The organism is Streptomyces sp. MspMP-M5 (assembly GCF_000373585.1).
Lineage (GTDB): Bacteria > Actinomycetota > Actinomycetes > Streptomycetales > Streptomycetaceae > Streptomyces.
On record NZ_KB891896.1, the window covers coordinates 138,842 to 163,229 of the forward strand.

The window sequence follows — 24,388 nt, forward strand, 5'->3', positions numbered from 1 at the left end:
CCCGCCGTAGGGGTTCTTGCCGTTGCGCCTGCGGCGCGTTGCTTGTCCGCTGCGCGGGGCTGTTGGGTGCGGTGACGGGCCTGCGGGGGTGGTGTGCCGGACTGCTTCGCTTTACGTCCGGCACACCACCCCCTCCGGCCCGTCCCCTCCCGTTGGGGGTCGGATTACAGGCCAGTTGCACCATCCGTCTGTGGGCCGGTGCCGGCTCTGGACTGAGGGGTGACCGTCGATGACAGCGACCCGCACCGGACCACTCAGGCCGGCCCCCACGCACCGTCTCTATGACCACCCACGGGAGGGGACGGGTCGGAGGGGCAGGGGGTGTGTCCGGACGTAAAGCGAAGCAGTCCGGACACACCCCCTGCCCCGCAGACCCGGCACCGCGGCCGATAAGCCCCGCGCAGCGGACCGGCCCCGCGCAGCGGATCGGCAATTCCCGCCGTCAGGCGGGCACCGCGCCGCAGGCGCAAAAACGGCGGCGAACCCCTACGGCGGGAAAGCCGGCTACGTGGGATTCACGGCCATTCGGCCGAAAACGCCCGCGAAGGATTCGCGACAAACATCCCCCGCACGGCCGCCGCCCCCACGGCGGCCTCCAGCCGCGGCCGAAGCCTGCGCAGCAGATACGGCAGGCCGGGGCCGCCGTTGACCGCGCGGGCGGCGGCCGTCGTGGTGTCGCCGCCGAGCAGGATCCGGTCGGCGAAGCCGGCGTCGCAGAGGGCCGCCACCGCGTCCGGCATTCGCCAGTCCGTGGGGTGGTTGGCGCGCGACGGCCCGTCGAAGGCGAGGTACGCGCCCGACTCGGCGGCCGTCCGGTGCACCGTGAAGTCGGGCGAACGGTTGAGATGGCCGAGGATCACCCGGTCCGGCGGGACCGCCAACTCGCCGCACAGCAGGTCGAGGACGTCCAGCGCGCCGGTGCCCAGCTCCAGGTGGACGCCGATGGGCGCGCCGGTCGCGCGGTGGGCCTCGGCGGCGGCCGTCATGGTGTGGCGGGCGTGCCGGTCCAGACCGTGGAAGCCGCCGGCCACCTTGATCATGCCGGCCCGCGGCCGGGGCGCCGGGGAATCCACAGTGCCGGCGTCGCCGCCATCGGCACCGAGGGCGCCCATGGCGCCTATCCCCTCCGTCAGCTCGCTGACGAACAGCCCGGCCAGGTCGGCCGAGGCCGACAGCAACCCCTCCAGGACGTCGGGGCGATAGTGCGCCGCCTGGTGGAGCCCGGTCGCGGCGACGATCGTGACGCCCGACTCCCGTGCCAGTCGCGGGAGTTCGTTCGCCTGCCGCCCCATGCCGTACGGCGTCCACTGGATCACGGATGCCCCGCCGGCGTCCCGGAAGGAGCGCAGTTCGGCGGCGGCCGCGTCGGCGTCGGCGAGCTCCTGGCCCGGGAGTTGGGGGCTGCTCATGAAGAGGTGGTCGTGGGCGTCGCAGACGCCGAGCCGGTCGGGGGCGAGGTCGCCCAGGACCGTGCGGACGGTACGGCGGCCGGGTGCGGCCGTGGGGCCCGCGGTCACCACTGCCGCCCGGCGCCCAGCCGGCCGACGCCCGGGGTGGACAGGTGCAGCACCTGGAAGCGCTCCCCGGCGACGGATTCCGGGGCGGCGTCCGCCCACAGTGTGAAGTGGAGCAGCTCCCAGCGCCGGGGATCGAGGCCCAGGGCGGTGGTGTGCACCCCGTCGGTGGTCGCCAGCTTCTCGTGCACGGCGAGGGCGTCCTCGATGACGGTCGCGACGTCGGTGCCCTCGGGGACGGGCACGGCGTGCCGGGTGAAGGAGGCCGGGACGTGGTCGGCCGCGGGGCCCGGACGGTGGTACAGGCCCTGCCAGTTGTGCACCGCCGGACGCCCGAAGTCCCGGACCACACCACGGAAGCCCTCGCCGAACAGGAAGCGGTTCATCGCCTCCTGCTGGGCCCAGAGGTAGAACGGCGCGTACTCGTTGACCGGCGAGCCGTCCCTGCCGCGCTCCCGGATGCCGTACGCCTTGAGGCCGAGGCCGTCGAAGTCGTCCAGGAGGTGGCCACGGGTCTTCACGCGGTGCCGGATGATCTCCATGTCGTAGTCGGCGGGCAGGGTGACGCTGTATTGCATGGCGTGCATCGGGGGCTCCGTAGGGGAGGGGAGAAGGGAGAGGTGCCGGTCAGGGGGCCGCGGGGCCGTTCCCACGGGCCGGTGCCGGGGCCGGCGCCGTGGTGGACTGCGCGGCCAGCAGCGCCAACAGGCCCTGTACGGCGGCGTCGAAGGGGGCGGGGTCCTCGGCCGCCCGGGCCAGGACATAGCCGCCCTGGACGACCGCGGCGACGCTGGCCGCGGTGGCCGACGGGTCGAGGGCGGCGGCCAGTTCGCCGCGCCGCTGTCCCTCGGTGAGCACCTCGGCGATCCGCTGCCGGAGCCAGCCGAACATCTCGTCCAGCGGCGCCCGGAGTTCGGGGTCCTGCACCACGTCGCGGTCCTGCGTCATCCGCCCGATCGGGCAGCCGCGCAGCACCTGCCGCTCGCGCAGCAGATAGGCCGCGACGCGGTCGTACGCCGTGCCGGGAGCCGAGAGGATCTCGTCGGCCGACGCGCGCATGCCGTCGGCGGTGCGCCGGATCGCGGCCAGCGCGAGAGCGGACTTGCCCGCGAAGTGGTGGTACATGCTGCCCTGGCCGACGCCCGCGCGCTCCAGGATCGCCTTGGGGCTGGTGCCGACATAGCCGCGCTCCCACAGGAGCTCCTGGGTGCTGGTGACGAGCCGTTCCTGGGTGCTGCCGGCCGGGGGAGCGTCGGCCGCCGTCGTCTCACTGTCCCGCGTGCTCTTGCTCATACCCTGACTGTACATACTAGTAGTTACAGAGATCAAGTAAGGAGTTGCAGAGATCAAGAGGGGGAGGTGGGCAGGGGGCCGCCCATACCCCCACCGTCGTACCCGCAGCCCCCGGTACGACGACGCGCGGCCGCCGGGGCGCGACGCTCCCGGCCCGGGGGTGGTGGTGACGCCCCGACGTCGATCGCCGTCCTCGGTCGCCGGTTCGCCGCCGGCGAGATCGACGAGGAGGAGTACTGGCGGCGGCTGTCCGTCCTGGAGGAGCACTTCGGCGGCGGCCGCAAGGGGAGTGCCGCGTAGCGCCCCGGGCCGCGGTCAGCCGACCCGCGCGCTCCGGGTCCGGGGCCGGGGGTCGGCGTCCGCGTCCTCCAGCGGCGCGGTGTCCCAGCAGGTGTGCGGTGCGCGGACCTCTTCGGGGGCGGTGGTCAGGGCGGGGAGGGTGAACCAGACGACCTTGCCCGGGTCGTGCGGGCGTACTCCCCAGCTCTCGCTGAGCGCCGCGATCAGCGCCAGTCCGCGGCCGGAGGTCTCCCAGCCGCCGGCGGTCCGCAGGCGCGGCAGCCGAGGGTCGAGGTCGTGCACCGAGACCGTCAACTGGTCGAGCAGTACGCACAGTTCGACGGTGCACTGCTTGCTGGGGCGGGCGTGCCGGTGGACGTTGGCGAGGAGTTCGGTCACCCCGAGGGCGGCCGGATCGACCAGGGCGTCGAGATGCCAGAGGCGTAGTTGCGCGGAGACGATGCCGCGTGCGTGGCCGATGCGGGCCGGGACGGCCTCGAGCTCCACCGTGCAGTGTCTGCTGGGCTGCCTGATCACGACCGCGACTCCCTGATGAGGCCGGGCGCCCCTCGTACCGGGGAGGGGCGAAGATCGGAACAGCGATGCCGGCTGCGTCACAGTGTCACCGCTGGTGAACCCTCAGTGATACGTGTCCAGGGTCGGGCAGGCGGTGCGCGACCGCAACCGCACCGCCGCACCGAAGCCGGTGTTCACGCGCGTGGCCGACGGGCCGCCTCCACAGCGCGCAGGAAACGGTCCCGGGCGCCCAGGGTCAGCGAGTAGCGGTTGCCGTTGAGGATGGCGAGTGCCCGGTCGCGGGCGGCGAACAGCGGCTTGTGGGCTTCCACGGCACCGACCGGCGCGCTGTCGATCTCCCTGCCGTAGCTGGTCAGCAGGGCCAGCCGGCCGCCGCTGATGCGGACCTGGCCCGCTCTGGTCAGGGACCGCAACGAGCGCTCTATCCGTACTCCGGTCGCTTTGTACTCCGGCTCCGCCATTCTCACCACTCCCCGATGCCGTGGGCGGGTTCCGTCCACCGCCCCCCACAGGGAAGTTTGCCGCCATTGCGCCCGGTTCACCAGTGCCACAGGGGGCGCCAAGGCGCACAACCCCCTTGCCCCAGGGTCTTCTTGGGGCCTCTCAAAGGGATGTTTATGCAGGTGAGAAGCGTGCGCCGGGTGGTTATAGTCAAAACCGGACCGGCCTTCCGCCGGCCCCGTACATCCCCTTGAGGAGCGCGCCGGTGAGCACCGCACAACCGCCCGAGGGGCGGCCCGGAGACCCGCACGCGGCCGGTGTGACGGCCCCGTCCGCCCTTCCGACCGTCGACGTCGACCGCTCGGATCCGGACTACCGGGCGTGGCTCAAAGAAGCAGTCCGCAAGGTCCAGGCGGACGCCAACCGCACCGCCGACACCCACCTGCTGCGCTTCCCGCTGCCCGAGGAGTGGGGCATCGACCTCTACCTCAAGGACGAGTCGACACACCCCACCGGCAGCCTCAAGCACCGGCTGGCCCGCTCGCTGTTCCTCTACGGGCTGTGCAACGGCTGGATCCGCCCGGGCAAGCCGGTGATCGAGGCGTCCAGCGGCTCCACGGCGGTCTCCGAGGCGTACTTCGCCTCGCTGATCGGGGTCCCGTTCATCGCGGTGATGCCGGCGACCACCAGCCGGGAGAAGACCCGGCTCATCGAGTTCCACGGCGGCACCTGCCACCTCGTCCGGGACCCGCGGACCGTCTACGAGGTGTCCGCCCGGCTCGCCGCCGAGTCCGGCGGGCACTACATGGACCAGTTCACCTATGCCGAGCGGGCCACGGACTGGCGCGGCAACAACAACATCGCCGAGTCGATCTACCAGCAGCTGCGGCTGGAGCGCTACCCCGAGCCGACCTGGATCGTCGCCACCGCCGGCACCGGCGGCACCTCCGCGACCATCGCCCGATACGTCCACTACATGCAGTACGACACCCTGATCTGCGTCCCCGACCCGGAGAACTCCTGCTTCTTCGACGGCTGGCTCACCGGCGACGCCTCGACCGACTGCGCCACCGCCTCCCGTATCGAGGGCATCGGCCGGCCGCGCATGGAGCCGAGCTTCGTGCCGGGTGCGATCGACCGGATGATGAAGGTGCCGGACGCGGCCAGCGTCGCCGCCGTCCGCGCGCTGGAGCGGGCCATCGGCCGCAAGGCGGGCGGCTCGACGGGCACGGGGCTGTGGAGCGCCCTGCGGATCGTCGCGGAGATGGTCGCCGAGGGCCGGACCGGATCCGTGGTGACGCTGCTGTGCGACCCGGGCGACCGCTACCTCGACAAGTACTACTCGGACGCCTGGCTGGCCGAGCAGGGGCTCGACATCGCCCCCTACGCCCGGACCATCGAGCACTTCCTCGCCACCGGGTCCTGGGGCGACTGACGCGCGGCAGGCCGGCGGCCGAGGGGCCACCGGCCGCCGCGGGCCCGTCCGTCAGCCGTCGGCGAGCCGGCGGTCCAGGGACCGCAGGGAGCGCCGGAAGGCGTGCGCCAGGGCCGGGCGGGCCAGCGGCATCAGCCAGCGGAAGAGCGCCGGGCCGTCCGCCGCGTACGTCCACCGCACCCGGGTCCCGTCGCCGGCCGGCGTGAGCCGCCAGTCCTCCAACAGGGCTCGCAGTACGGGGGCGTTGGTGGTGTCGACGCGGTAGGCGTAGCGCGCGGCGGGCTCGGCGGCCATGATCGTCTCGCGGAAGCGGCCGCCGCCGGTGAGCCGCACCTCGCGGCCGCGGCCGTCCGGCGTCGGGGCGATCCGCGCGACCCCGGTGAACCAGTCGGCCCAGCCCGGGACGTCGTCCGCCAGCGCGGCGTAGACGGCCTTGGGCGGGGCGGCGACCTCGGCGGTGAACACCAGCCGCAGCGGCGCCGATCCGGCGAAGTCGAGCGGGACGGGACGGAGCCGTCGGGGCATGGACGAGCACCTCCTGCGGACGGGGCCGGCTGCGCCGGACACCATAGCCGGCACAGCGTCAGCTGTCTGCGTCGGCGGCCGATTCGCCCGCCACCACCAGCTCCGTCGGACGGTCCGCGAACTCCGCCCGCGCCTCGGCGGACAGCCCGGCATCCGTCACCAGCACATCCACCTCGTCCAGCGCGGCGAACGAACTCAGGCCCACCGTGCCCCACTTGGTGTGGTCGGCGACCACCACCACCCGCCGCGCGGACCGCACGAAATGGCGGTTGGTCTCCGCCTCGGCGAGATTCGGCGTGGACAGCCCCGCCTCCACCGATATGCCGTGCACCCCGAGGAAGAGCAGATCGAAGTGGAGCGACCGGATCGCGGCGTCCGCCACCGGGCCGACGAGGGTGTCCGACGGCGTGCGCATCCCGCCCGTCAGCACCACCGTCGCCGCCTCCGCGGGCGGGCGGCCCTCGCCGCCGCCGGCCGCGGCCCGCTGGGCGTTGTAGAACACCTCGGCCACCCGCACCGAATTCGTCACCACCGTCAGCTCCGGCACCTCCAGCAGCCGCTGGGCCAGCGCATACGCCGTGGTGCCACCGGCCAGCGCGATCGCGCTGCCCGGCACCGCCAGCTCCGCCGCCGCCTTGGCGATCTCCGCCTTGGCGCTCGGCTCCAGCCCCGACTTCACTTCAAAACCCGGCTCGTGCGTACTGGGATCGCTCACCGGCAGGGCGCCGCCGTGCACCTTCTCGACCATGCCCTGGCGGGCCAGTGCGTCCAGATCGCGACGGACCGTCATGTCCGAGACGCTCAGCCGGCGGGTCAGCTCATTGACCCGCACTCCGCCCCGCCGCCTGACCTCATCGAGGATCAGGGCCCGCCGCTGCTCCGCGAGGAGGTTCTGGTTGTCGACCACCGCGGCCCGTCCCTTCCACCCGGCTCACCGCCCCGGGTCCTTCCGCCGGCTGTCCGCCGCCTGCGCTCTGTGCTGCTGCCGACCTTCATCCTCGCACGCGGGTCCGACAGCGACCCCGATCCGGGTAGGCCGCGGCCGGGGAACCGCAACCGGCGCCCAGGGAACCGCAAGCCGGGTGCGAACGCTCCCAGAAGACGGGGACAATCCGAGAAGGGGGCGCACCGCACGACCGACCACCCGCGCCCCCGCCCGCACCACGCCAGGACAGCCCTCGCCCACCACCTCACACCGCTCCACACTGACATCGGGGGAAAGCCAGTGGAGACCGCGGCCACACCACCGTCCGCCCGTACGCCGGAACCGAGCCCGGCGGCGGACCCGCCACCCGTCACCGCACCGCACTCGCCGCTCGCCCTGGAGCTCCTCGTCCACGGCGTCGGCGGCACCACCCCGCAGGAGATGCTCGGCGACCCACGGGTCCAGCTGATCACCGGCGACGACACCGCCGCCTGCTACCGCCGCACCGAGGACGCCGACGCCGAGCGGCGCCCCGGCGCCTACCGCACCCGGCCGGTGCGCGAGGCGTACTGCTGGTCCAACCTCACCTCCGGCAACGGCGCCCGCGCGCTCTGGCTGATCCTGCTGCCGTTCATGGTCGCCAACCTCGCCCACTGGATGCGCCCGGCCGCCCCGCCCGGCCACCGGGCCCAGCGCCTCTACGACCTCCTCGTACGGCTGCTCGCGCTGACCCTCACCGTCCTGCTGGCCGCCGCGGCCTGCGAGGTCGCCCTCGACCTCAGCGCCTGGCAGTGCGCCGGCACCCCCGTCTGCGCCACCGGCAAGTCCTGGCTGGGCTTCCTCGACCCCGCGGGCGGCGGCTGGTGGAGCACCCCGGGCCGCCGTCTGGTCCTCGCCTCCGCGCTGCCCCTGGCGGTCGTCGGCTTCCTGTGGTGGCTCTCGCACCGCACCTGGAGCGCCTACGAGTCCGCCTCCCCGCCGCCGCGCCGTCCCGGCACCTCCCGTGACACCCCCGCCCACGAGCGCACCGCGCTGGGTCTCGACGGCTTCTGGTACGGCCGCCGGCTCGTCGCCCGGCTGCGCGCCGCGCACACCACGGCCGGGGTGCTGACCATCGCCGCCGCCCTGCTCGTCGCCTCCCTGCGGGCCGACGACCGGGCCGGCGCCGTCGCCCTGACCGCCGTCGGCCGGACCCTCACCGGCCTGGTCGTGCTGCTCGCCGCCGGCACCCTGCTCGTCGTCTGGCGCACCGCCCGCAGCGAGGCGGTCCGCGACGAGGAGTCCGACCGCCTCGCCGTCCGCGCGCTGCCCTACCTCGCGCTGGCCGTGCTCGCCCTCACCGCCGGCTACGCCGCCTGGTCGCGGCCGGCGGCGCACAGCCACGGCCCGCTGCCCGGGGTCGCGGCGTTCGGCGGGATCGCCGTCCTCCAGGGCGGGTTGGTGCTGGCCCTGGTGGTGACCGCGTGGTTCCTCCAGCGCGCCGCCCGGGGCGAGGCCCGCACCGCGCTGCGCGGCATGGGCGGGCCGGCCGTCGCGCTGCTGTCCTGCGCGGTCGCCGGGGTGCTGACGGGAGGCGTGGCCCAACGGTTCGCCGACTGGATCGACGGGCCCGCCACTCCCGGCCAGGACCATGCGCCGATCCCCGGGCCGCCGGTGCTGCTGTCCTGGCAGGCGTCGGTACTGCCCGCGCTGCTCGTCGTGGTCGCCGTCGTCGTCGTTCTGGCCGGCGTCCGGGTCCTGATGGTCCGCAAGCGGGTCGCCGAGGACGTCCCCGGCCTCTACGACCCGCGCGAGCGGCCCGACGTGCTGCGCACCGAGCGCATCGCCGGCACCATCGCCCGCGCCGGGCTCACCGACGCGGCGCCCGTCCTGGTGGCCGCGATCGCCGCCGTCACCCTCGTCCTGGGAGCCGGTGCGGTGGCCGGCGCCTGGCTCACCGACCGGGCCCCCGGCCGCGCCACCGAGGGCGCCCCGCCCTTCGTGCACGCCGCCGCCGCGGCCGCCGAGTCCCTCGGCTCCTGGCTGATGGGCGCCGGGGTGGTCCTGCTGCTCACCATGGGCCGGCGCGCCTACCGCGACCACTCCGCCCGGCGCACCATCGGCATCCTCTGGGACGTCGGCACCTTCTGGCCGCGCGCCGCACACCCCTTCGCGCCGCCCTGTTATGCCGAGCGCGCCGTCCCCGACCTGACGTGGCGGATGGCCACCTGGACCGAGCGCTACGACGGCCGGCTGGTGATCTCCGGCCACTCCCAGGGCAGTGTGCTGGCCGCGGCGGCCGTCTGGCAGCTGGATCTGGTCACCCGCAGCCGGGTCGCCCTGCTCACCTACGGCAGCCCGCTGGAACGCCTCTACGGCCGCTGGTTCCCCGCCTACTTCGGCCCGCCGGCCCTCACCGGCCTGCACCGCGAGATGGACGACTGGCGCAACCTCTGGCGCTTCACCGACCCCATCGGCGGCCCGATCCGGCTCACCTGCGAGGACGGCCGGGCGATCGACGAGGGGCCGCTGCGCGACCCGCTCGCCTTCGGCCGCACCCTCCAGAACCCGCTGCCCGCCCAGATCCTGGGCCACGGCGACTACCAGGCCGACCCCGTCTTCGACCGGGTGCGCGCCCAACTGTTCGCCCGGCTGGCCCCGGGGATACCGGCCCAGCGGTCCGACCCGGGGGAGAATCAGGGGAGTTCGGGCAGGTCCTCGGCGTAGAGCAGGGTCAGGTCGTCGGTGCTCGGGTCGGTGATCCTGGCGACCCGGCCCGCGTGCCGCTCGACCATCGCCTCGAACGTCTGCCGCGCGGTGCGGCCGTTGCCGAACGAAGGCCCTTTGGGCAGCGCCGTGAAGTACTTGAGCAGCGCCTCGCAGGCCCCCTCGGCGAGACGGTACTCGTGCTCCTCGCCCTGCTGCTCGACGATCCGCAGCAGCTCCTCCGGAGCGTAGTCACCGAACCTGATGGTCCGTGAGAAACGTGACGAGATACCGGGGTTGACCGCCAGGAACCGCTCCATCTCCGCGGTGTAGCCGGCCACGATCACCACCACCGCGTCCCGATGGTCCTCCATCAGCTTGACCAGGGTGTCGATGGCCTCCTTGCCGAAGTCCCGTCCGGAGTCCTCGGGGGAGAGCGCGTACGCCTCGTCCACGAAGAGCACCCCGCCGCGCGCCCGGTCGAACGCCTCCTGGGTGCGGATCGCCGTCGAGCCGATGTGCTCGCCCACCAGGTCCACCCGCGACACCTCGACCAGGTGACCGCGCTCCAGCACCCCCAGGGAGTACAGGATCTCGCCGTACAGCCGGGCCACCGTGGTCTTGCCGGTGCCGGGGGAGCCGGTGAACACCAGATGCCGCCGGACCGACGCGGCCTTGAGGCCGGCCTCCTGCCGGCGGCGCCCCACCTCGATCATGTTGATCAGGGTGCGCACCTCCCGCTTGACGCTGTCCAGCCCCACCAGGGCGTCCAGTTCGCCCAGCACCTCCTCGGAGGGGCGGCCGGGCGCCGGCGTCTCCGGGGCGGCGCCGGCGGCGGCCGGCGCCGGCCGCGGCGCCGGGACGTTGCCCAGCAGTCCGGCCGTCTGGGTCGCCGGCTGCGCCGTCGGGGCGGTCACCGGCGGCGCCTGCGTGGTCCGGCTCTCGTCGCTGGTGCAGTCCTCGACGGTGGGCCCGCCGCCGCTGCCGTCGCCGAACGCGTCGGCGAACTCGTAGCCGCCGCGGGCACACCGCTCCGTACGGCACCGGGTCAGCGTCGTCCGGCAGCCGTCGATCACATGGAAGCCGAAGCCGGAGCTGCCGGTGACCCGGCAGCCGTGGAAGGTGCCCCGGCCCTCCGCGGAGACGTAGAACCCGGCCTCGGCGGGCGAACTGACCGTGCAGCCTTCGATGGTGGGGTCCGCGCCCTTGGTGACGATCACCCCGGTCTGCGCCCCGTCGATGGTGCAGTTGGCGAGCGTGCCGCCGCTGCCGTGGTCGCGGAACCACGCACCGGTCGAGGTCTCCCGGATCCGGCAGTCGTCCAGCTGGACGGTGGCGCCGTCGCTCACCGACACCGCGGTGTTGCGGACCTGCGTGAGATCGCAGTCCACGACGTCGGCCCGGGAGCCCCGGTCCAGGACGAACAGTGCGTCGGGCACGTCGTGCAGCCGCGTGGAGTCCAGGACCGCGGTCGCGCCGTCGCTGACCCACACCGCCGGGTAGTCGCCCGTACTGTCGTGGATCTCGCACTGGTTGGCGTCCACCCGGGTGCCCGGGTCCCACACCGACAGGCCGTTGCGCCCGAAGTGCCGCACCGTGCAGCGGGTCAGCGTCAGCACCGAACGGGACCGCAGATCGACCGCGTTCTCCGGGATGTCGTGGATGTCGCAGTCGGCGAGGGTGAGCACCGCGTCGGTGTCCAGGGTGACGCCGTCCGCCGTGGTGCGGTGCACCGTGCAGTCCGTGAGATGGCCGGCGGCCCGCCCCGTCACCTGGACGCCCGTGCCCTTGATCTCGTACAGCTCGCAGCCCACCGCCTCGACGGTGGTGCCCTCGCCGGTCAGCGACAGCCCGGCGCCCGAGGCGTGGTGGATGCGGCAGTTCGCCAGCCGTGGGTGGGCGCCGCCGCGCACCGTCACCCCGGCCTGGCCGGCCGCCACCACCTCGCACTCCTCGAACACCCCGCCGGCGCCGTCCAGGACGCTGATGCCGACGCCGCCGGCGTTGTCGACCGTGCAGCGCCGCACCGTCGGACGGGCGCCGCCGCGCACCTCGATGCCGGCCGCTGACCGGGTCACCACACGGATGTCGGTCAGCTCGGGGGCGCCGTCCTCCACCAGCAGCGCCGGCGACGCCGAGTCGGCGGCCTCCAGGTGCAGGTCGTGGACGGTGGCCGAGGCTCGTATCGTCAGCGCCACCCCGTCGGCCGGCGCGATCCGCACCGAGCCGCGCGCCCCCTCCGGTCCGCGCAGCGTCACCGCCCGCTGGAGCACCAGGTTCTCCCGGTACGTCCCGGCCGGCACGGTCAGCACGTCCCCGTCGCCGGCGGCCTCCAGGGCGGCGGCGAGCGAACTGTACTCACCGGTGCGACGCCGCCAACGCGACGTTCCGGCGTGCGTCACCTGGACCGAGCCCTGTGCCATGGCGGTGTCGTGTCCCCACTTCGTGCGGCAGATGTCGGCCCGGCAGCCATGCGTGAAGCGGGATGTCCGCTTCCGGTCTGCGAGGCCCCAGCCGAGAGACTGGAGGCACCACCGTAGCGCGCCCGGGGGGCGGCAGTTGACACGGTCCGCAGCCTGGTCAGCCGCTCCTCAACTCCCGGCGTCGGCCGTCCTCAGTCCTGCCCGGCGCATGCCCCGGCCGCGTCCCAGCGGCGGAACCGACGTGCCGTCAGCCGCGGTACGGCCGGCCGCCGGCCGCCCTCGACGAACCAGCCGGCCGCGGTCGCGGCACCCACCCCGAACGCCGCTGATGACGCGCCCGGTTGGCGGCCGCACGGCGCACGCGCCGACCACCCGCCGCGCCCCCGCACGGGCCGGTACCCGTTCCGGGCCCGGCCGTGCCGTCAGCGCAGCCGGACCGCCACCGTCACCACCGCGCCCCGTTCGCCCGCCGTGCCCGTGCCGGGCCCGACCGCGAACCGGTCCGCCACCAGCCGCGCCAGCCACAGCCCCCGCCCCTTGGGGGCGCCGTCCAGGCCCGGCAGCAGCTCCGGGATCACCGTCTCGCTGAAGCCGGGGCCGGCGTCGCTGATCCGGCACTCCAGCTCGTCCCCCACCCGGCGCAGCACCAGCCGCCCCGCGCCGCCGGCGTGCTCCACGGCGTTCCCGGCGATCTCGTCCACCGCGAGCACGAACTCCCCGCGCCGCGGCTCGTTCAGCCCCTCGCGGGCGGCGCACTCCTCGACCAGCAGCCGCAGCTGCGGCAGCAGTCGCGCGGTGAAGCGGCGCTGCAGCAGCCGGCGCCCGGCCTCCTCCACCGGCTCCTTCGCCCGACCGTGACCGGCCGGTTCCGGATTCAGCACGGCCGTACCACCTCCCTCGGCGTCAGCCGCGGCACCGCCTCGGCGCCCGGCCGCCGCAGCATCCGGTGCCGCCCGCGGCCGCGGCGCACTTCGACCAGATCGTGTCCCGTGGCGCCCCGGGCCGGGGCGGGCAGACCCACCGCGCCGCCCACCGGCAGAAAGTGCCGCCGCGTCAGGTCCACGGTGAGCCGGCGGGCCGCCGGCGCGACGCCGGCGCCGAGCGCGGCCGCCCACCCCATGTCGACGAACGCCCGCAGCACGGTGCACCCCTCGCCCGTCGCCCGGTCCGTGGCCGCGCGCAGCGGCCTCCTCTGCCGGGCGGCGGTGAACTGGGCGTCCGGCCCGATGAGTTCCCGCAGGCCGGTGACCACCAGCCGGCCGCGCTCGCGGGCCCGGGCCTCGTCGTCGCCGTGGCCCGCAGAGGCGTGGTCCCCGGGGCGCAGGCGCTGGACGGGGAGGAGGTGGCCGCTCACGGCATCCCTGGCAGGCATCGGCACAGCAGCTCTCTGTCTCACCCCGCGGCCGGTCCCGTCGGCGGCGCTGAGCGCTCACTGTAGGCAGCCGCCGACCGGCCCGCAACGAGGGCGGCAGGGACCGCGTGCGGCCGTCAGCCGAGTATCTCGAACGGGTCGCCGACGCGGAGCGTGCCCGCACCACGGGGAATCAGATTCTGGCCGAACACCAGTTTGTCGCCGAAGCGGCGATGGCGGGCGAGGGTCCGCAGCGGCTCCTTGCCGCGCTCGGCGGTGCGCTGGTCGACGGTGGTCACCACGCAGCGCCCGCTGGGCTTGGCCACCTGGAACTCCACCGCGCCGATCCGCACCCGCCGCCAGCCGTCCTCCGCCCAGGGCGCCGTACCGGCGATCACGACATTGGGCCGGAAACGGCTCATCGGGAGGGGCCCCTCGGCGGCGTGGTCGCCCTGCGCGACGAGGGAGTTGAGGGCGTCGAGCGACGAGGCGGTGGTGAGCAGCAGCGGATAGCCGTCGGCGAAGCTGACGGTGTCGCCGGGCTCGCCGTAGTGGGGGTCCACGCGGCGGCGCTTCTCCGGGGCGTCCATGTGCAGCAGCCGGCACTCGAAACCCAGGAAGCCCTGGCACCAGGCGGCCGCCTCGGGGCCCGCGGGCACTGCCTCGACCACGTCGTCGAAGACCCGGACCGGGACCGTGCCCAGCGGCTCGGGCACCTCGACCACCAGCGGCGGCATCCCGGGCGCGGTCAGCCGCAGGGCGCCACCGGGCAGCCCCTCGGCACGGGCCAACGCCAGCCCCCGCTGTTGCCGTTGGGTGATCTGCCGGCCTGCGGCGTCGGCGAACAGCCACCGTCGGTCCCCGGCGAGCCCCCACGGCTCGACGACCGCATCGCCGGGATCGGAGCCCGCAAGGGCCTTGACCGGATAGACGTGCAGCGACTGGACCTGTGGCCTGGACATGGCCTCATCCTGCCAGCCGCTTCGCACATCGGGTCGAGTGGCCGGTTCAGTACCCGCGCGGCGGGTACTGGCGGCCGTACCCCGGCTCGTCGAACGGTGAGGCGGGCCGCGGCGCGACCGGGGCGGCCGGGCGCATCGCCTCGTACCCCGTGCCCATGCCCGGTGCCGGACGCTGGTGCTGCTGCGGGGGTTGGTACCCGCGATGGCCCGCCTGCTGCGGGATGTACGGCGCCGGGGTGTGCTGCAGCGGGGCGGCCGGCTGCGGCACGGCGCCCGGATACCCGTGGCCCTGCGGGGGCGCGGACGGCGCGGAGGGCGCCGCGGGCAGCGCGGGCAGTGCCGAGGGCAGGGCCGGCAGCGAGGAACCGGTCTCCCAAGGGGACGGGTTCACCCGGATCGGGGCGATCTGCGGCGTACCCCGCTCTGCGACCAGGCTGTCGTAGATAGGAGTGTCGGGGAAGGAGGGCGATGCGTAGTAGCCGCCGCTGTAAGTGGAGCGGGGGGAGGTCATGCCTCATAAGTTAAGCCCACGATGTGTCGATTGGGGAGCCTGACAAGAGGGTTGTTTTACGGGTTCGGAGAGGTCCCGGGTCCGCAATGTGAGCGAACTTGCGAAAATCGGTCGCGATCGCCCGTAGGGATCGTGTAAAGACCTCGCCTCCAGAGGATGAACAGGGGGCGTTCGGGGCGTTCCCGGCCAAGTGGGTTGGTGCCGGCTACGGCTGACGGGGCGCGAGTGCTGCGGGACGGCGGGAGGGCACGGCGATGTCGATGCCCAAGGGCGATACTCACGGGCGGCAACGTCCCGGTTCCGGCGCCGGCGGTCCGCGTGGAGCCCCGCGGCCTGCTGTGGTGCCACCGACCGTGCCCCCGACGGCCGCCGCGCCGCCGTTGCCGGCCGGTCAACCGGTGGCGTCAATTCCGCCCCGCCCGGCCGGGCCGCGCCGGTCCCCGCGCCCGCTCCCGTCCCGCCTGACGAAACTCACCCTCACGAAGGGCGCCCCGGCCCTCTCGTTGACGAAGCGGGGCGGCAACTTCAGAGCGTGCCGTAGGTGCGGCCCTTCCAGGCGGCGCCGTGCCCCCGGTAGTGCTGCACGGCCGAGTCCACGGTCATCAGGAGGTAGAGCAGCGCGGTGAACGGGAGCAGCGGCGCCGCCCAGGGCGGCTGCCGGTAGTGGCGCAGCATCGGCAGGTACGTCCCGCACATCACCGCCCAGGCCGCGCCGCCCAGGCCCGCGGCCACCGGGTCGCCGGCCGCGAGTCCGGCCAGCAGGGCGGCCGGCGGCACCAGGTAGACCAGCACCAGCCCCAGGACCGTGGCCAGCAGGAGCAGCGGCCGGTGGCGGAGTTGCGCGTAGGCGCTGCGGGAGACCATCCGCCACAGTTCCGCCAGCCGCGGGTACGGGCGCACGCTGCGCACCCGGTCCGCCAGCCCCAGCCAGATGCATCCGCCGGAGCGCTGGACCGCCCGCGCCAGCGACACATCGTCGATCACCGCGTGCCGGATCGCCTCCGGGACGCCCGCCCGCTCCGCCGCCTCCCGCCGCAGCAGCACGCAGCCGCCGGCCGCCGCCGCGGTCCGGGCGCCCCGCCGGTTGACCCACCGGAACGGGTAGAGCTGGCCGAAGAAGAACACGAAGGCCGGCACGATCAGCCGCTCCCAGCCGGTCACCACCCGCAGCCGGGCCATCTGCGACACCAGGTCCAGCCCGTGGGACCGGGCCGCGGCCACCAACTCCCGCAGGCTGTCCGGCTCGTGGGCGATGTCGGCGTCGGTCAGCAGGAGGTACTCGGGGGCGGTGCGCTCCCGCGCCAGCGCGATGCCGTGCCGGACCGCCCACAGCTTTCCCGTCCAGCCCGGCTCCGGCTCGCCGGGCGAGGCGACGGTCAGCGGCAGCCCGCCCCCGGCGGTCGCCAGCTCGCGGGCGAGCCCGCCCGTGCCGTCCGTGCTCCCGTCGTCGATCAGGAACACCTCGGCCCGGCCCGGGTACTTCTGCGCCAGCAGCGTCGGCAGGCTCGCCGGCAGCACCGCGGCCTCGTCCCGCGCCGGCACCACCACCGCCACCGACGGCCAGCGGTCCGGATCCCGGCGGGCGGGCAGCCGGACGTCGGTCCGCCAGAAGAAGCCCTGCCCCAGCAGCAGCCACACCCAGGCCACCAGGGACACCGCGGCGATCCACTCCATCGCGTCCACGGCCGCAGTCTGCCCCACCGGGGCCGCCGCGGGCCGGTGCCCGACACGGACTCGCGGCCCCCGCCCCCTTCCGGTCCTTTCCGGGCCGGTATGACAAGTAGGGCGGCCCGTTGAGTAAAGTGTCCGGGTGAAGATCGCGCTGATGGACTCCGGAACCGGCCTGCTCCCGGCGGCCGCCGCCGTGCGGCGCCTGCGGCCGGACGCGGACCTGGTCCTCTCCACCGACCCCGACGGCCTGCCGTGGGGCCCGCGCACCCCCGACGACGTCACCGCGCACGCCCTGGCCGTCGCCCGGGCCGCCGCCGCGCACCGGCCGGACGCGCTGATCGTCGCCTGCAACACCGCCTCCGTGCACGCGCTGCCCGCGCTCCGTGCCGAGCTGGAGCCTGCCATCCCGGTCATCGGCACCGTCCCGGCGATCAAGCCGGCCGCAGCCGGCGGCGGCCCGGTCGCCATCTGGGCCACCCCCGCCACCACCGGCAGCCCCTACCAGCAGGACCTGATCGCCCGTTTCGCCCAGGGCGTCACGGTCGCCGGTGTGCCCTGCCCGGGCCTCGCCGACGCCGTCGAGCAGGCCGACGAGGACGCGATCGACGCCGCGGTGGCCGCCGCCGCCGAGCGCACCCCGCGCGACATCCGGTCCGTCGTCCTCGGCTGCACCCACTACGAACTGGTCGCCGAACGCATCCGTGCCGCCCTCCAGCAGCCCGGCACCCCGCCGCTGGTCCTGCACGGCTCCGCCGAGGCGGTCGCCGCCCAGGCACTCCGCCGGATCGGCGCCGAACCAGCCCCCGCGGCCGCCCCCACCGGCACCCTCGACGTCCTCCTCAGCGGCCGCCCGGGCACGCTCCCCGAGGTGGTCCTGGCCTATGCGGAGGGCCGGCTGCTCGCCGGCGCCGTCCCGGCCGCGCCGCGCACGGTGTGACGCAGCGCCTGCCACCCGGGCCCATCGGCCGGGCCCCGGGGTGCGAAGGCGCGTACGCTGCGTCTCATGAGGGACCACCCCCAGGAGGGGGCCGCAGCCCCCGGTGAGCGCGGAAGTACGGACGGTGTACCGGCCGGTGGACGACCGGCCGGCGGCGCGCATGCGGAGATTCCCGAGGTCTGGCACGGCCGGGCGTCCAACCGCGTCCAGTGGCTGCTGGCCTCCGTGGGCGCGGCCTGCCTGGCGCTGGGCGTCGCCCTCGCCGTGAACAGCACCTGGACCTCCGGGCTGGCGCCCCTGGTGATGGCCGTGGTCGGCTGTGTCGCGGCCGGGCTGCTGGTGCTCTTCGGCACCCTCGCCTTCGTCCATGTCGCGGTCCGGGTGGACGCGGACTGCCTGGAGGTGCGGTGCGGCCACATGGGCCTGCCGCGCCGCCGAATCCCGCTGGACAGCGTCGTCGACGCGGACTTCGCGCCCCGGGTCACCCCGCGCCACTGGGGCGGCTGGGGGTACCGCTGGCGGCCCGAGCAGGGCACGGCCGTGATCGTCCGCCGCGGTGAGGCGATGGTGCTCCGGCTCGGTGACGGGCGGACCTTCACCGTCACCGTCGACGATGCCGAGGGCGCGGTGCGCTGCGTCCGCGCGCGGCTCCGACTGCGCCGCCCGGCGTCGGCGGGCTAGGGGGCGAGGTCCGGACCGGGGGCGAGGTCGTGGGCGGCGCCGGGGCCGGTGATCGTCCCGTAGGGTCGGGGCATGGCGACGCCCGATTTCATCCGTGACCTCCGGACCGACATCGGCACCAAGCTGCTGTGGCTGCCCGGGGTGACCGCGGTGGTCCTCGACGACGCCGGCCGGGTGCTGCTGGGCCGGCGGGTCGACACCGGCGACTGGTCGGTGATCGGCGGCATCCCGGAGCCCGGCGAGCAGCCGGCCGAGACCGCGATCCGCGAGGTGTACGAGGAGACCGCGGTCCGGGTCGTCCCCGAGGGGGTGGTCCTCGTCGAGGCTTTGCCGCCGGTGCGGTACCCGAACGGCGACGAGTGCCAGTTCCTGGACGTGACACTGCGCTGCCGGGCGGTCGGCGGCGAGGCGCGGGTCAACGACGACGAGTCGCTGGAGGTCGGCTGGTTCTCCCTGGACGCCCTCCCGGAGCTGGAAGACTACGCGCGCACCCGGATCGAGAAGGCGCTCGCGGGCGGGCCGACCTGGTTCCAGGGGATGGCCGTGCCGGACTCACTCATCTAGATGAGTGAGTCCGAAGTCCCGCCTGCCCCGCGGCGTCTGGCACGGCGCCTCGCGGCGTTGCCGAACCGTCCCGATAGCCCCGCTATCAGGCCGCTCCGGCGCCTTGCGATGCACCGCACCAGACGCCGCGGGGCCCGCCCTTCGGGCGGACGACGGGACTTCGGACTCACTCATCTAGGAGTCACTCGTCCAGGGACCGGCGGCCGGCCGGGCCCTACAGCTCGGTGGTCGACGGCTCCCCGGGGAGCGAGGGCTCGTCGGGCGCGCCGGGCTCGTCCGGGGGGCCGCTGGGGCCGGGCTGCTGGCCGGAGTCCTCGGTGTGCATCGCGCGTTCGCCCTGCCGGCACTCGGTGACCCAGGTGCCGGTGGGGCCGCCGTCGTACTGGCAGGCCCAGCCCCGTACGGCCAGCGATCCCGGGTGCCCGGCCGACTGCGGCGGCGCCCGCAGGAAGAACTCCTTCATCACCGCGCGGGCCTCGTCACAGCCCACCGTGCCGCCCGCGCCGGGGTCCGCGTAGAGGGCGACGCCGTGTGCCTTGCCCAGTGCGTCGGCAATGGCGCCGCAGCTCACCGGCTGGCCCGGGATGGTGGGGGAGTCCTGCGGGCCGGGTGCGTCGGACGCCCCGCCCGGGTTGGACGCCGACGCGGTGGCCGGCGCCTCCTCGCGGTCCTCCCCGGTCCCGCAGCCCGCGGCGGCCAGGGCGAGCAGCACAGTCGGCACGGCGATGAGCCTCCGCATGTCGGCCTCCTTGTGGCGGCGGCGCGCGGTGGGCGCGCTGCGTCGTTCGACGCTGGGGCCTGTCCGATGGGCAATGGCCGGGGCCGCGGCGCGGCCTTTCGGCCCTGACCCATCGGACAGACCGTAGGAGGCCCGCGGGGGCGGGGCGATCCGGGGCGGCCGTTCGGGTGAACGGCGCGGCGCCCGCGGCCGGGCGCCGGGCGGTGGCCGGCAGCTCCCTGGCGCTGGACGGGGGCTGGACCGCGCACGGAGCGGCGCCGGCGGACTCCGGCTCCGGATGCGGGTGGTGGGGAGCTGCGGCAGCGTGGATGCGAAGCCCCACACGGTCGCCCCGCCGCCCGCCCGTACCTCCGTCGTCATCGTTCGTCGTCATCGTTCATCGAGCGGCGGCCGCGGGCCGGGTTCGTCGAGGAGTGGGCGGTACGGGCGCCGGCCCGGCACGGGCTCGCCGACCGGCTGCTCGAACGGGCCGCTACCCAGGGCGAGTTCGAGTTCCGCTTCGACGGCGGGCGGCACACGGTGTGGACCGCCCGGCTCCCGGGCCGTCGGCATTTCGTCCATCCGCAGCCGCTGTTGGTCGAGCCGCTGTTGGTCGGCGATCTCCTCGCCAGATCGGTGCATCGGACGGTGGCGGTCCGCCAGCGGCCGGGTGCGGGGCGCGGAAGCGGCGCGCTCGGCCGCTGTACGGGCGCGTCAGGCGGTCGCGTAGACGCGGTTGGCGAATTCGGCGACCTGGGCGTCGGTGAGGTTCTTGGCCAGGTTGGCCTCGGTGATCATGCCCACCAGTTGGTGACCGCCCTTGACGTCGATCACCGGGAGGCGCTTGATCCGGTGCTGTTCCATGGTGCGCAGGACATCGCCGGCGTCCGCTTCGGCGTCGATCCAGTGGATCTTGCTCTGCATGCTTCCGGCCTGCACCGTCGCCGGGTCGATGCCCTCGGCACAGCACTTGATGACGATGTCACGATCGGTGATCATCCCCGTCAGCTTGTTGTTGTCACCGCAGATCGGCAACGCGCCGACCTTCAGGTCGCGCATCATCTGCGCCGCGTCCTTCAACGACTGGTGCGCGCCGACGCATTGCACTCCGCCGGTCATGATGTCCCGGGCTCGCAGGTTGCCGGCCATGATTCCTCCCGCTGTCACAGGGTTCTTCAGGGTTCGTCAGGAGTTCTTCTCAGGGGTTCTCCGGAGTGTTTCGGAGTGTTCCTCGGGTGGCGTCCGCGGAGTGTTCCTCGCATGGCATCCGCGTGGTCCGCGGGGCGCCCACACTTCGATGACACCATGGATGGCGCAAGGTCGCTTCTGGGGCGGGGACGCCGTCGGCCGGGCCGAAAACCGGCTGCCGCACGGCCTGGACGTCACTGCCGCCGCACCTGCTGCCGCACCGGGGAAACGGGCATATCGTGCATAGTGTGGTAGGGCGCCGGGGGCCGGACGAGGCTACTCGTGAATCCGTTCGGGAATCCGCTCACCGAAGTTCGTGAATCCGCTCACCGAAAGAAGGGTTCCGATGCATGCTGCGCTGAGCCCCGCTGAACTCGCCAAGCTTCGCCGGCAGCGGCCCTATCCGGCCGTGTCGGTGCTGATGCCCACGCATCGCCGTGAGCCGGACAGTGCACAGGACCCGGTCCTGCTGCGGAACATGCTCGCCGAGGCCAAGGAGCGGCTGCAGGCCGATCCGGACGTCTCCAGGGAGCGACGGATCGACGTCATCGAGCAGTTGGACAAGGCGGCGGCGGAGGTCGATCTGACGCACGCCGAGGAGGGCATGGTCCTCTTCGCCGCACCCGGGGAGCACCAGGTGTGGTCGCTGGGCCGCACGGTCCCGGCCCGGGTGGTGCTCTCGGACACCTTCCTCACCCGCAATCTCGTCGCCGCGCACGCCGCCGAGCACCCGTTCTGGGTACTGGCGCTCTCCGCCGATCACGTCAGCCTGTGGAGCGGCGCGGCGGACCGCCTCACCGAGCTGCGGCGCGGCGGCTTCCCGCTGACCCGCAGCCTGGTCGATCCCGACCCCGAGGACCAGTTGCAGGTGGGCGAGGTGCCCAGCACCTTCAGTGACGAGCACACCCGCAAGTTCCTGCGGGAGGCGGACACCGCGCTGGCCACCGTCCTCAAGGCCGACCCGCGGCCGCTGTACGTGGTCGGCGAGGCGGCGGCGCTCTCGCTGCTCGACGACGCGGGCACGGTCATGCGGGGCGGCACCGGCACCAAAGTCACGGTGACGCAGGTACCGCAGGCCGGGCTCGCCGCCGGGCCGCCCGAGCCGCTCTGGCAGGCCGTCCGCCCGTACGCGGAAAAGCGCGCGGACGCCGAAGTCACCGATGTGCTGGCCGAGCTGGACCGGGCGCGCGGGCGCCGGGCCTTCGCCGCCGGGCTGGACGAGATCCGGCAGAACGCGGAGACCGGCCGGGTCGCCCTGCTGGCCGTGGAGGAGAACTACCAGGAGACCGTACGGGACACCGGCGGCCATCTGACGCCGGCCGCGCCGGGTGAACCGGACGCCGTCGACGACATCGTGGACTCGATCGTGGAGCGGTCGCTGGACACCGGCGCGGAGGTGCGTTTCGTACCGGACGGCGTGCTCGCCGAGGTGGGCGGGATCGCGGGGACGCTGCGGTATTAGCAACGGCCGGCGGTACCAACAGTGGTCAACGGGTTGCCCGTTGACCACTGTTGGTGATGTGGCTGTTGTGTTGGTGATGCGGCTGTTGCCACCTGGCGGCGCCGCTACGCCGGGAGCAGATGGAAGTGGCGGGTGAACCAGTCGCGGGCGAGGGTGGACACCCTGTCCAGGGCTCCCCGCTCCTCGAAGAGGTGGGTCGCGCCGGGCACGACTTCGAGCCGGTTCTCGCAGACCAGCGCGGACTGCGCCTGGCGGTTGAGATCCAGTACCAGGGTGTCGGCGCCGCCGACGATCAGCAGCGTCGGGGCTTGTACGGCGGAGAGCAGCGAGCGTCCCGCGAGGTCGGGGCGGCCGCCGCGGGAGACCACGGCGCCGATGTCCGCGTCGGGGTAGGCGGCGGCCCGCAGGGCGGCCGCGGCGCCCGTGCTCGCGCCGAAGTAGCCGATCGGGACGCTCTCCCGGGCGCGCAGCCAGCGGGTGGCCTCGGCCAGCCGGCGGGCCAGTGTCTCGATGTCGAAGACCTTGGCGCGGTCGGCCTCCTCGGCCGGGGTGAGCAGGTCGAAGAGGAGGGTGCCCAGGCCCGCGCGGTTCAGGGCGGTGGCCACCGCGCGGTTGCGCGGGCTGTGCCGGCTGCTGCCGGAGCCGTGCGCGAACATCACGACCGGCCCGCCCGGTACCGGCAGGGTGAGATCCCCGACGAGCCGGACCGGTCCGGCCTCGATCCGCACCTCCTCCCAGTCGCCCGCGCGGTGCGCCGTCGTCGTACGGGGGCCGTGCCTCGTACCGGACCGGGCGACGGTGGTGCCGCTCGCGGCCTGGGACAGCAGGGAGACCACCTCGTCGTCGGAGGTCTGCGAGAAGTCCTCGTACCACTCGCCGACCGCCGCGAACGCATACGGGGTGGACAGGCAGACGAACTCGTCGGCCGCGGTGCGCAGGCGCTCGGCGGCGTCCGGCGGGGCCACCGGCACGGCCAGTACGACCCGGGCCGCGCCCTGGGCGCGGACCACCTGGCAGGCGGCCGCCGCGGTCGACCCGGTGGCGATGCCGTCGTCGACGACGATCGCGGTCCGGCCGTCGAGCGGCAGCCGCGACCGGCCGGCCCGGAACCGCTCGGCCCGGCGCGAGAGTTCCGCCTCCTCGGTGCGCTGCACGGCCTCGACGTCCTCGGGCGCGACCCGGCCCCGGCGGATGATGTCGTCGCTGAGGACCCGTACGCCGCCCTCGCCGATCGCGCCGAAGCCCAGTTCCCGCTGGTACGGGACGCCGAGCTTGCGGACCACGATCACATCGAGCGGGGCACGCAGCGCCTGGGCCACCTGATAGGCGACGGGGACGCCGCCGCGCGGCAGGCCCAGGACGACGGGTTCTTCCTTCTCCAAGTGGCGCAGCGCCTCGGCGAGCCGCCGTCCGGCGTCCGCGCGGTCAGTGAACAGCACAGTGTGCACCCCCTACCCAGGGGAGACGAAAGCCACGTCCACACCTAAATCTGGAATAGCCCCGTCCCGGTCGTTCCGCAAGCCGCGCTGGTCAACGAGCCGGGCGGTCAACGAGCCGGGTGGTCATCGAGTCGCGCCGGTCGTCAGCAGGGCGGTGATCTCCGGTACCGACCACCGAGGGTGCACCCCCGGGCACGTGGCGAGGTACTCCGCCGTGCGGAGTACGGACCAGTCGTGTGCGGCGCCGATGCCGGTCCCGATCAGGCGCAGATAGGCGGGGGAGGGCGGGTTCGGCGGGACGTCGGTGCTCCGCCAGGGCGCGGTGAACGTCAGGACCGGGTGGCCGTCGAGCCGGCCGGCGCAGACCAGCGTCTCGTAGCGGCCGGGACCGAGCCGGGCGCGCCCGTGGGCGAGGACCTCCGCCAGATCCAGGTCCGCGGCCGGCTCCCGGAGCATCTCCTGCGCCGCCACGTCCGAGAACTGAGAGAGCGTCAGAAAGTGGGCATGGGCGGGGATCTCGCCGTCGTCGTCGGGGTCGTAGAAGGCCCGGCCGCCGGTCCACACCGCGGACTCGGTGGCGAAGTACAGCCGCCCGCGCAGCAGTACCGGCGCGCTGCGCCGCGGCCGCCGGGGATCGCGGCACCCGGGGAACTCCCGCAGCGCGCCCGGCGGACGGCCGCCGGCGAGGTAGCAGCCGAGCCGTTCGGGGTGGGTGTTGGAGCCGTACGCGGCGTACCAGACATGGGTGACGGGGAGCGGGCGGGTGGCGTTCCCGCCGGCGTCGAAGGGTTCCGGGGCGCGGGGCGCGGTCACCTCTTCACGGTAGCGCGCGTCTGCGTCGGCATCC

At 74.4% G+C, this 24,388-nt stretch carries 25 protein-coding genes; 7 read left to right on the forward strand and 18 right to left on the reverse strand.

Going from position 1 to position 24,388, the window contains the following annotated elements:
- Positions 1 to 515 precede the first annotated feature (515 nt).
- Genes B073_RS0120335 through B073_RS40490 form a run of 3 tightly spaced genes read right to left on the reverse strand, consistent with a single transcriptional unit; the run spans position 516 to position 2,807 of the window.
- Positions 516 to 1,517: a phosphotriesterase family protein gene (locus B073_RS0120335; protein ID WP_018539921.1), complete on the reverse strand. Its 1,002-nt coding sequence runs from the start codon at positions 1,515 to 1,517 to the stop codon at positions 516 to 518.
- The gene (locus B073_RS0120340; protein WP_018539922.1) at positions 1,514 to 2,101 is read right to left on the reverse strand and encodes a DUF4865 family protein; all 588 of its coding nucleotides are present in this window, start codon (positions 2,099 to 2,101) and stop codon (positions 1,514 to 1,516) included. The genes B073_RS0120335 and B073_RS0120340 overlap by 4 nt, the downstream gene beginning before the upstream one ends.
- A 40-nt stretch (positions 2,102 to 2,141) precedes the next feature.
- The gene (locus tag B073_RS40490; protein ID WP_018539923.1) at positions 2,142 to 2,807 is read right to left on the reverse strand and encodes a TetR/AcrR family transcriptional regulator; all 666 of its coding nucleotides are present in this window, start codon (positions 2,805 to 2,807) and stop codon (positions 2,142 to 2,144) included.
- A 66-nt stretch (positions 2,808 to 2,873) separates the two neighbouring features.
- On the opposite strand from B073_RS40490, the gene B073_RS49315 reads away from it, so the two are divergent.
- Positions 2,874 to 3,107, forward strand: a complete 234-nt coding sequence (locus tag B073_RS49315) for an SHOCT domain-containing protein (protein ID WP_018539924.1) — start codon at positions 2,874 to 2,876, stop codon at positions 3,105 to 3,107.
- Between the two features lie 15 nt (positions 3,108 to 3,122).
- On the opposite strand, the gene B073_RS0120355 is transcribed toward B073_RS49315, so the two are convergent.
- On the reverse strand, positions 3,123 to 3,623 hold the full coding sequence (locus tag B073_RS0120355) for an ATP-binding protein (protein WP_018539925.1): 501 nt from the start codon (positions 3,621 to 3,623) through the stop codon (positions 3,123 to 3,125).
- A 173-nt stretch (positions 3,624 to 3,796) separates the two neighbouring features.
- The gene (locus B073_RS0120360; RefSeq protein WP_018539926.1) at positions 3,797 to 4,084 is read right to left on the reverse strand and encodes a hypothetical protein; all 288 of its coding nucleotides are present in this window, start codon (positions 4,082 to 4,084) and stop codon (positions 3,797 to 3,799) included.
- A 245-nt stretch (positions 4,085 to 4,329) separates the two neighbouring features.
- Here B073_RS0120360 and B073_RS0120365 point away from each other — a divergent pair, with 245 nt between their 5' ends.
- Entirely contained in the window at positions 4,330 to 5,499 is a 1,170-nt protein-coding gene (locus tag B073_RS0120365) for a pyridoxal-phosphate dependent enzyme (protein ID WP_018539927.1), read from the forward strand.
- 51 nt (positions 5,500 to 5,550) lie between these two features.
- Here B073_RS0120365 and B073_RS0120370 read toward each other — a convergent pair whose 3' ends face one another.
- On the reverse strand, positions 5,551 to 6,024 hold the full coding sequence (locus tag B073_RS0120370; protein ID WP_018539928.1) for an SRPBCC family protein: 474 nt from the start codon (positions 6,022 to 6,024) through the stop codon (positions 5,551 to 5,553).
- 58 nt (positions 6,025 to 6,082) lie between these two features.
- Complete coding sequence (locus tag B073_RS0120375; RefSeq protein ID WP_018539929.1) at positions 6,083 to 6,931, reverse strand: DeoR/GlpR family DNA-binding transcription regulator; 849 nt, start codon at positions 6,929 to 6,931, stop codon at positions 6,083 to 6,085.
- Positions 6,932 to 7,249: 318 nt separating this feature from the next.
- Between B073_RS0120375 and B073_RS0120380 the strand changes: the two genes are divergently transcribed.
- The gene (locus B073_RS0120380; RefSeq protein ID WP_018539930.1) at positions 7,250 to 9,655 is read left to right on the forward strand and encodes a hypothetical protein; all 2,406 of its coding nucleotides are present in this window, start codon (positions 7,250 to 7,252) and stop codon (positions 9,653 to 9,655) included.
- On the opposite strand, the gene B073_RS0120385 is transcribed toward B073_RS0120380, so the two are convergent.
- The 6 genes from B073_RS0120385 to B073_RS0120415 all read right to left on the reverse strand — a co-directional run bounded on the left by B073_RS0120385 (position 9,625) and on the right by B073_RS0120415 (position 16,555).
- Positions 9,625 to 12,057, reverse strand: coding sequence for a right-handed parallel beta-helix repeat-containing protein (locus B073_RS0120385; RefSeq protein ID WP_018539931.1), 2,433 nt, complete (start codon positions 12,055 to 12,057; stop codon positions 9,625 to 9,627). The genes B073_RS0120380 and B073_RS0120385 overlap by 31 nt on opposite strands.
- A 422-nt stretch (positions 12,058 to 12,479) precedes the next feature.
- Positions 12,480 to 12,938 carry an ATP-binding protein gene (locus B073_RS0120390; RefSeq protein ID WP_018539932.1) on the reverse strand — a complete coding sequence of 153 codons (459 nt, stop codon included), beginning with the start codon at positions 12,936 to 12,938 and terminating at the stop codon, positions 12,480 to 12,482.
- On the reverse strand, positions 12,932 to 13,411 hold the full coding sequence (locus B073_RS0120395; RefSeq protein ID WP_018539933.1) for a hypothetical protein: 480 nt from the start codon (positions 13,409 to 13,411) through the stop codon (positions 12,932 to 12,934). Before B073_RS0120395 ends, B073_RS0120390 begins: the two co-directional genes overlap by 7 nt.
- 134 nt (positions 13,412 to 13,545) lie before the next feature.
- A complete protein-coding gene (locus tag B073_RS0120400) occupies positions 13,546 to 14,370 on the reverse strand; it encodes an MOSC domain-containing protein (RefSeq protein WP_018539934.1) in 825 nt (274 codons plus the stop codon).
- A 46-nt stretch (positions 14,371 to 14,416) separates the two neighbouring features.
- Positions 14,417 to 14,881: a DUF6643 family protein gene (locus B073_RS0120405; protein WP_018539935.1), complete on the reverse strand. Its 465-nt coding sequence runs from the start codon at positions 14,879 to 14,881 to the stop codon at positions 14,417 to 14,419.
- Between the two features lie 525 nt (positions 14,882 to 15,406).
- Positions 15,407 to 16,555 carry a glycosyltransferase gene (locus B073_RS0120415; protein WP_018539936.1) on the reverse strand — a complete coding sequence of 383 codons (1,149 nt, stop codon included), beginning with the start codon at positions 16,553 to 16,555 and terminating at the stop codon, positions 15,407 to 15,409.
- A 136-nt stretch (positions 16,556 to 16,691) separates the two neighbouring features.
- On the opposite strand from B073_RS0120415, the gene B073_RS0120420 reads away from it, so the two are divergent.
- The 3 genes from B073_RS0120420 (at position 16,692) to B073_RS0120430 (ending at position 18,734) form a co-directional block, all read left to right on the forward strand.
- Positions 16,692 to 17,489, forward strand: a complete 798-nt coding sequence (locus B073_RS0120420; RefSeq protein ID WP_018539937.1) for a glutamate racemase — start codon at positions 16,692 to 16,694, stop codon at positions 17,487 to 17,489.
- 66 nt (positions 17,490 to 17,555) lie between these two features.
- Complete coding sequence (locus tag B073_RS0120425) at positions 17,556 to 18,170, forward strand: hypothetical protein (RefSeq protein WP_018539938.1); 615 nt, start codon at positions 17,556 to 17,558, stop codon at positions 18,168 to 18,170.
- 72 nt (positions 18,171 to 18,242) lie between these two features.
- Positions 18,243 to 18,734: an NUDIX hydrolase gene (locus B073_RS0120430; RefSeq protein ID WP_018539939.1), complete on the forward strand. Its 492-nt coding sequence runs from the start codon at positions 18,243 to 18,245 to the stop codon at positions 18,732 to 18,734.
- 214 nt (positions 18,735 to 18,948) lie between these two features.
- On the opposite strand, the gene B073_RS0120435 is transcribed toward B073_RS0120430, so the two are convergent.
- The 3 genes from B073_RS0120435 to B073_RS0120445 all read right to left on the reverse strand — a co-directional run bounded on the left by B073_RS0120435 (position 18,949) and on the right by B073_RS0120445 (position 20,601).
- Positions 18,949 to 19,473 (reverse strand): hypothetical protein, encoded by a 525-nt coding sequence (locus B073_RS0120435; protein WP_018539940.1) that lies wholly within the window; start codon positions 19,471 to 19,473, stop codon positions 18,949 to 18,951.
- Between the two features lie 369 nt (positions 19,474 to 19,842).
- A complete protein-coding gene (locus B073_RS46530; protein ID WP_018539941.1) occupies positions 19,843 to 20,094 on the reverse strand; it encodes a hypothetical protein in 252 nt (83 codons plus the stop codon).
- 72 nt (positions 20,095 to 20,166) lie between these two features.
- Positions 20,167 to 20,601, reverse strand: coding sequence for a CBS domain-containing protein (locus tag B073_RS0120445; protein WP_018539942.1), 435 nt, complete (start codon positions 20,599 to 20,601; stop codon positions 20,167 to 20,169).
- 385 nt (positions 20,602 to 20,986) lie between these two features.
- On the opposite strand from B073_RS0120445, the gene B073_RS0120450 reads away from it, so the two are divergent.
- Positions 20,987 to 22,102: a hypothetical protein gene (locus B073_RS0120450; protein ID WP_018539943.1), complete on the forward strand. Its 1,116-nt coding sequence runs from the start codon at positions 20,987 to 20,989 to the stop codon at positions 22,100 to 22,102.
- Positions 22,103 to 22,206: 104 nt separating this feature from the next.
- On the opposite strand, the gene B073_RS0120455 is transcribed toward B073_RS0120450, so the two are convergent.
- Together B073_RS0120455 and B073_RS0120460 are read right to left on the reverse strand one after the other, a co-directional pair.
- On the reverse strand, positions 22,207 to 23,541 hold the full coding sequence (locus B073_RS0120455) for a phosphoribosyltransferase (RefSeq protein ID WP_018539944.1): 1,335 nt from the start codon (positions 23,539 to 23,541) through the stop codon (positions 22,207 to 22,209).
- A gap of 123 nt (positions 23,542 to 23,664) precedes the next feature.
- The gene (locus B073_RS0120460) at positions 23,665 to 24,354 is read right to left on the reverse strand and encodes a hypothetical protein (protein WP_018539945.1); all 690 of its coding nucleotides are present in this window, start codon (positions 24,352 to 24,354) and stop codon (positions 23,665 to 23,667) included.
- Between the last annotated feature and the right edge of the window lie 34 nt (positions 24,355 to 24,388).

What these genes read in the sequence shown, in the direction of transcription:
- B073_RS0120340 (WP_018539922.1), bottom strand. Translation starts at nt 2,101, where the DNA reads ATGCACGCCATGCAATACAGCGTCACCCTGCCCGCCGACTACGACATG.
- B073_RS40490 (WP_018539923.1), bottom strand. Translation starts at nt 2,807, where the DNA reads ATGAGCAAGAGCACGCGGGACAGTGAGACGACGGCGGCCGACGCTCCC.
- B073_RS0120360 (WP_018539926.1), bottom strand. Translation starts at nt 4,084, where the DNA reads ATGGCGGAGCCGGAGTACAAAGCGACCGGAGTACGGATAGAGCGCTCG.
- B073_RS0120370 (WP_018539928.1), bottom strand. Translation starts at nt 6,024, where the DNA reads ATGCCCCGACGGCTCCGTCCCGTCCCGCTCGACTTCGCCGGATCGGCG.
- B073_RS0120385 (WP_018539931.1), bottom strand. Translation starts at nt 12,057, where the DNA reads ATGGCACAGGGCTCGGTCCAGGTGACGCACGCCGGAACGTCGCGTTGG.
- B073_RS0120400 (WP_018539934.1), bottom strand. Translation starts at nt 14,370, where the DNA reads ATGTCCAGGCCACAGGTCCAGTCGCTGCACGTCTATCCGGTCAAGGCC.
- B073_RS0120405 (WP_018539935.1), bottom strand. Translation starts at nt 14,881, where the DNA reads ATGACCTCCCCCCGCTCCACTTACAGCGGCGGCTACTACGCATCGCCC.
- B073_RS0120415 (WP_018539936.1), bottom strand. Translation starts at nt 16,555, where the DNA reads ATGGAGTGGATCGCCGCGGTGTCCCTGGTGGCCTGGGTGTGGCTGCTG.
- B073_RS0120425 (WP_018539938.1), top strand. Translation starts at nt 17,556, where the DNA reads ATGAGGGACCACCCCCAGGAGGGGGCCGCAGCCCCCGGTGAGCGCGGA.
- B073_RS0120430 (WP_018539939.1), top strand. Translation starts at nt 18,243, where the DNA reads ATGGCGACGCCCGATTTCATCCGTGACCTCCGGACCGACATCGGCACC.
- B073_RS0120435 (WP_018539940.1), bottom strand. Translation starts at nt 19,473, where the DNA reads ATGCGGAGGCTCATCGCCGTGCCGACTGTGCTGCTCGCCCTGGCCGCC.
- B073_RS46530 (WP_018539941.1), bottom strand. Translation starts at nt 20,094, where the DNA reads ATGCACCGATCTGGCGAGGAGATCGCCGACCAACAGCGGCTCGACCAA.
- B073_RS0120445 (WP_018539942.1), bottom strand. Translation starts at nt 20,601, where the DNA reads ATGGCCGGCAACCTGCGAGCCCGGGACATCATGACCGGCGGAGTGCAA.
- B073_RS0120450 (WP_018539943.1), top strand. Translation starts at nt 20,987, where the DNA reads ATGCATGCTGCGCTGAGCCCCGCTGAACTCGCCAAGCTTCGCCGGCAG.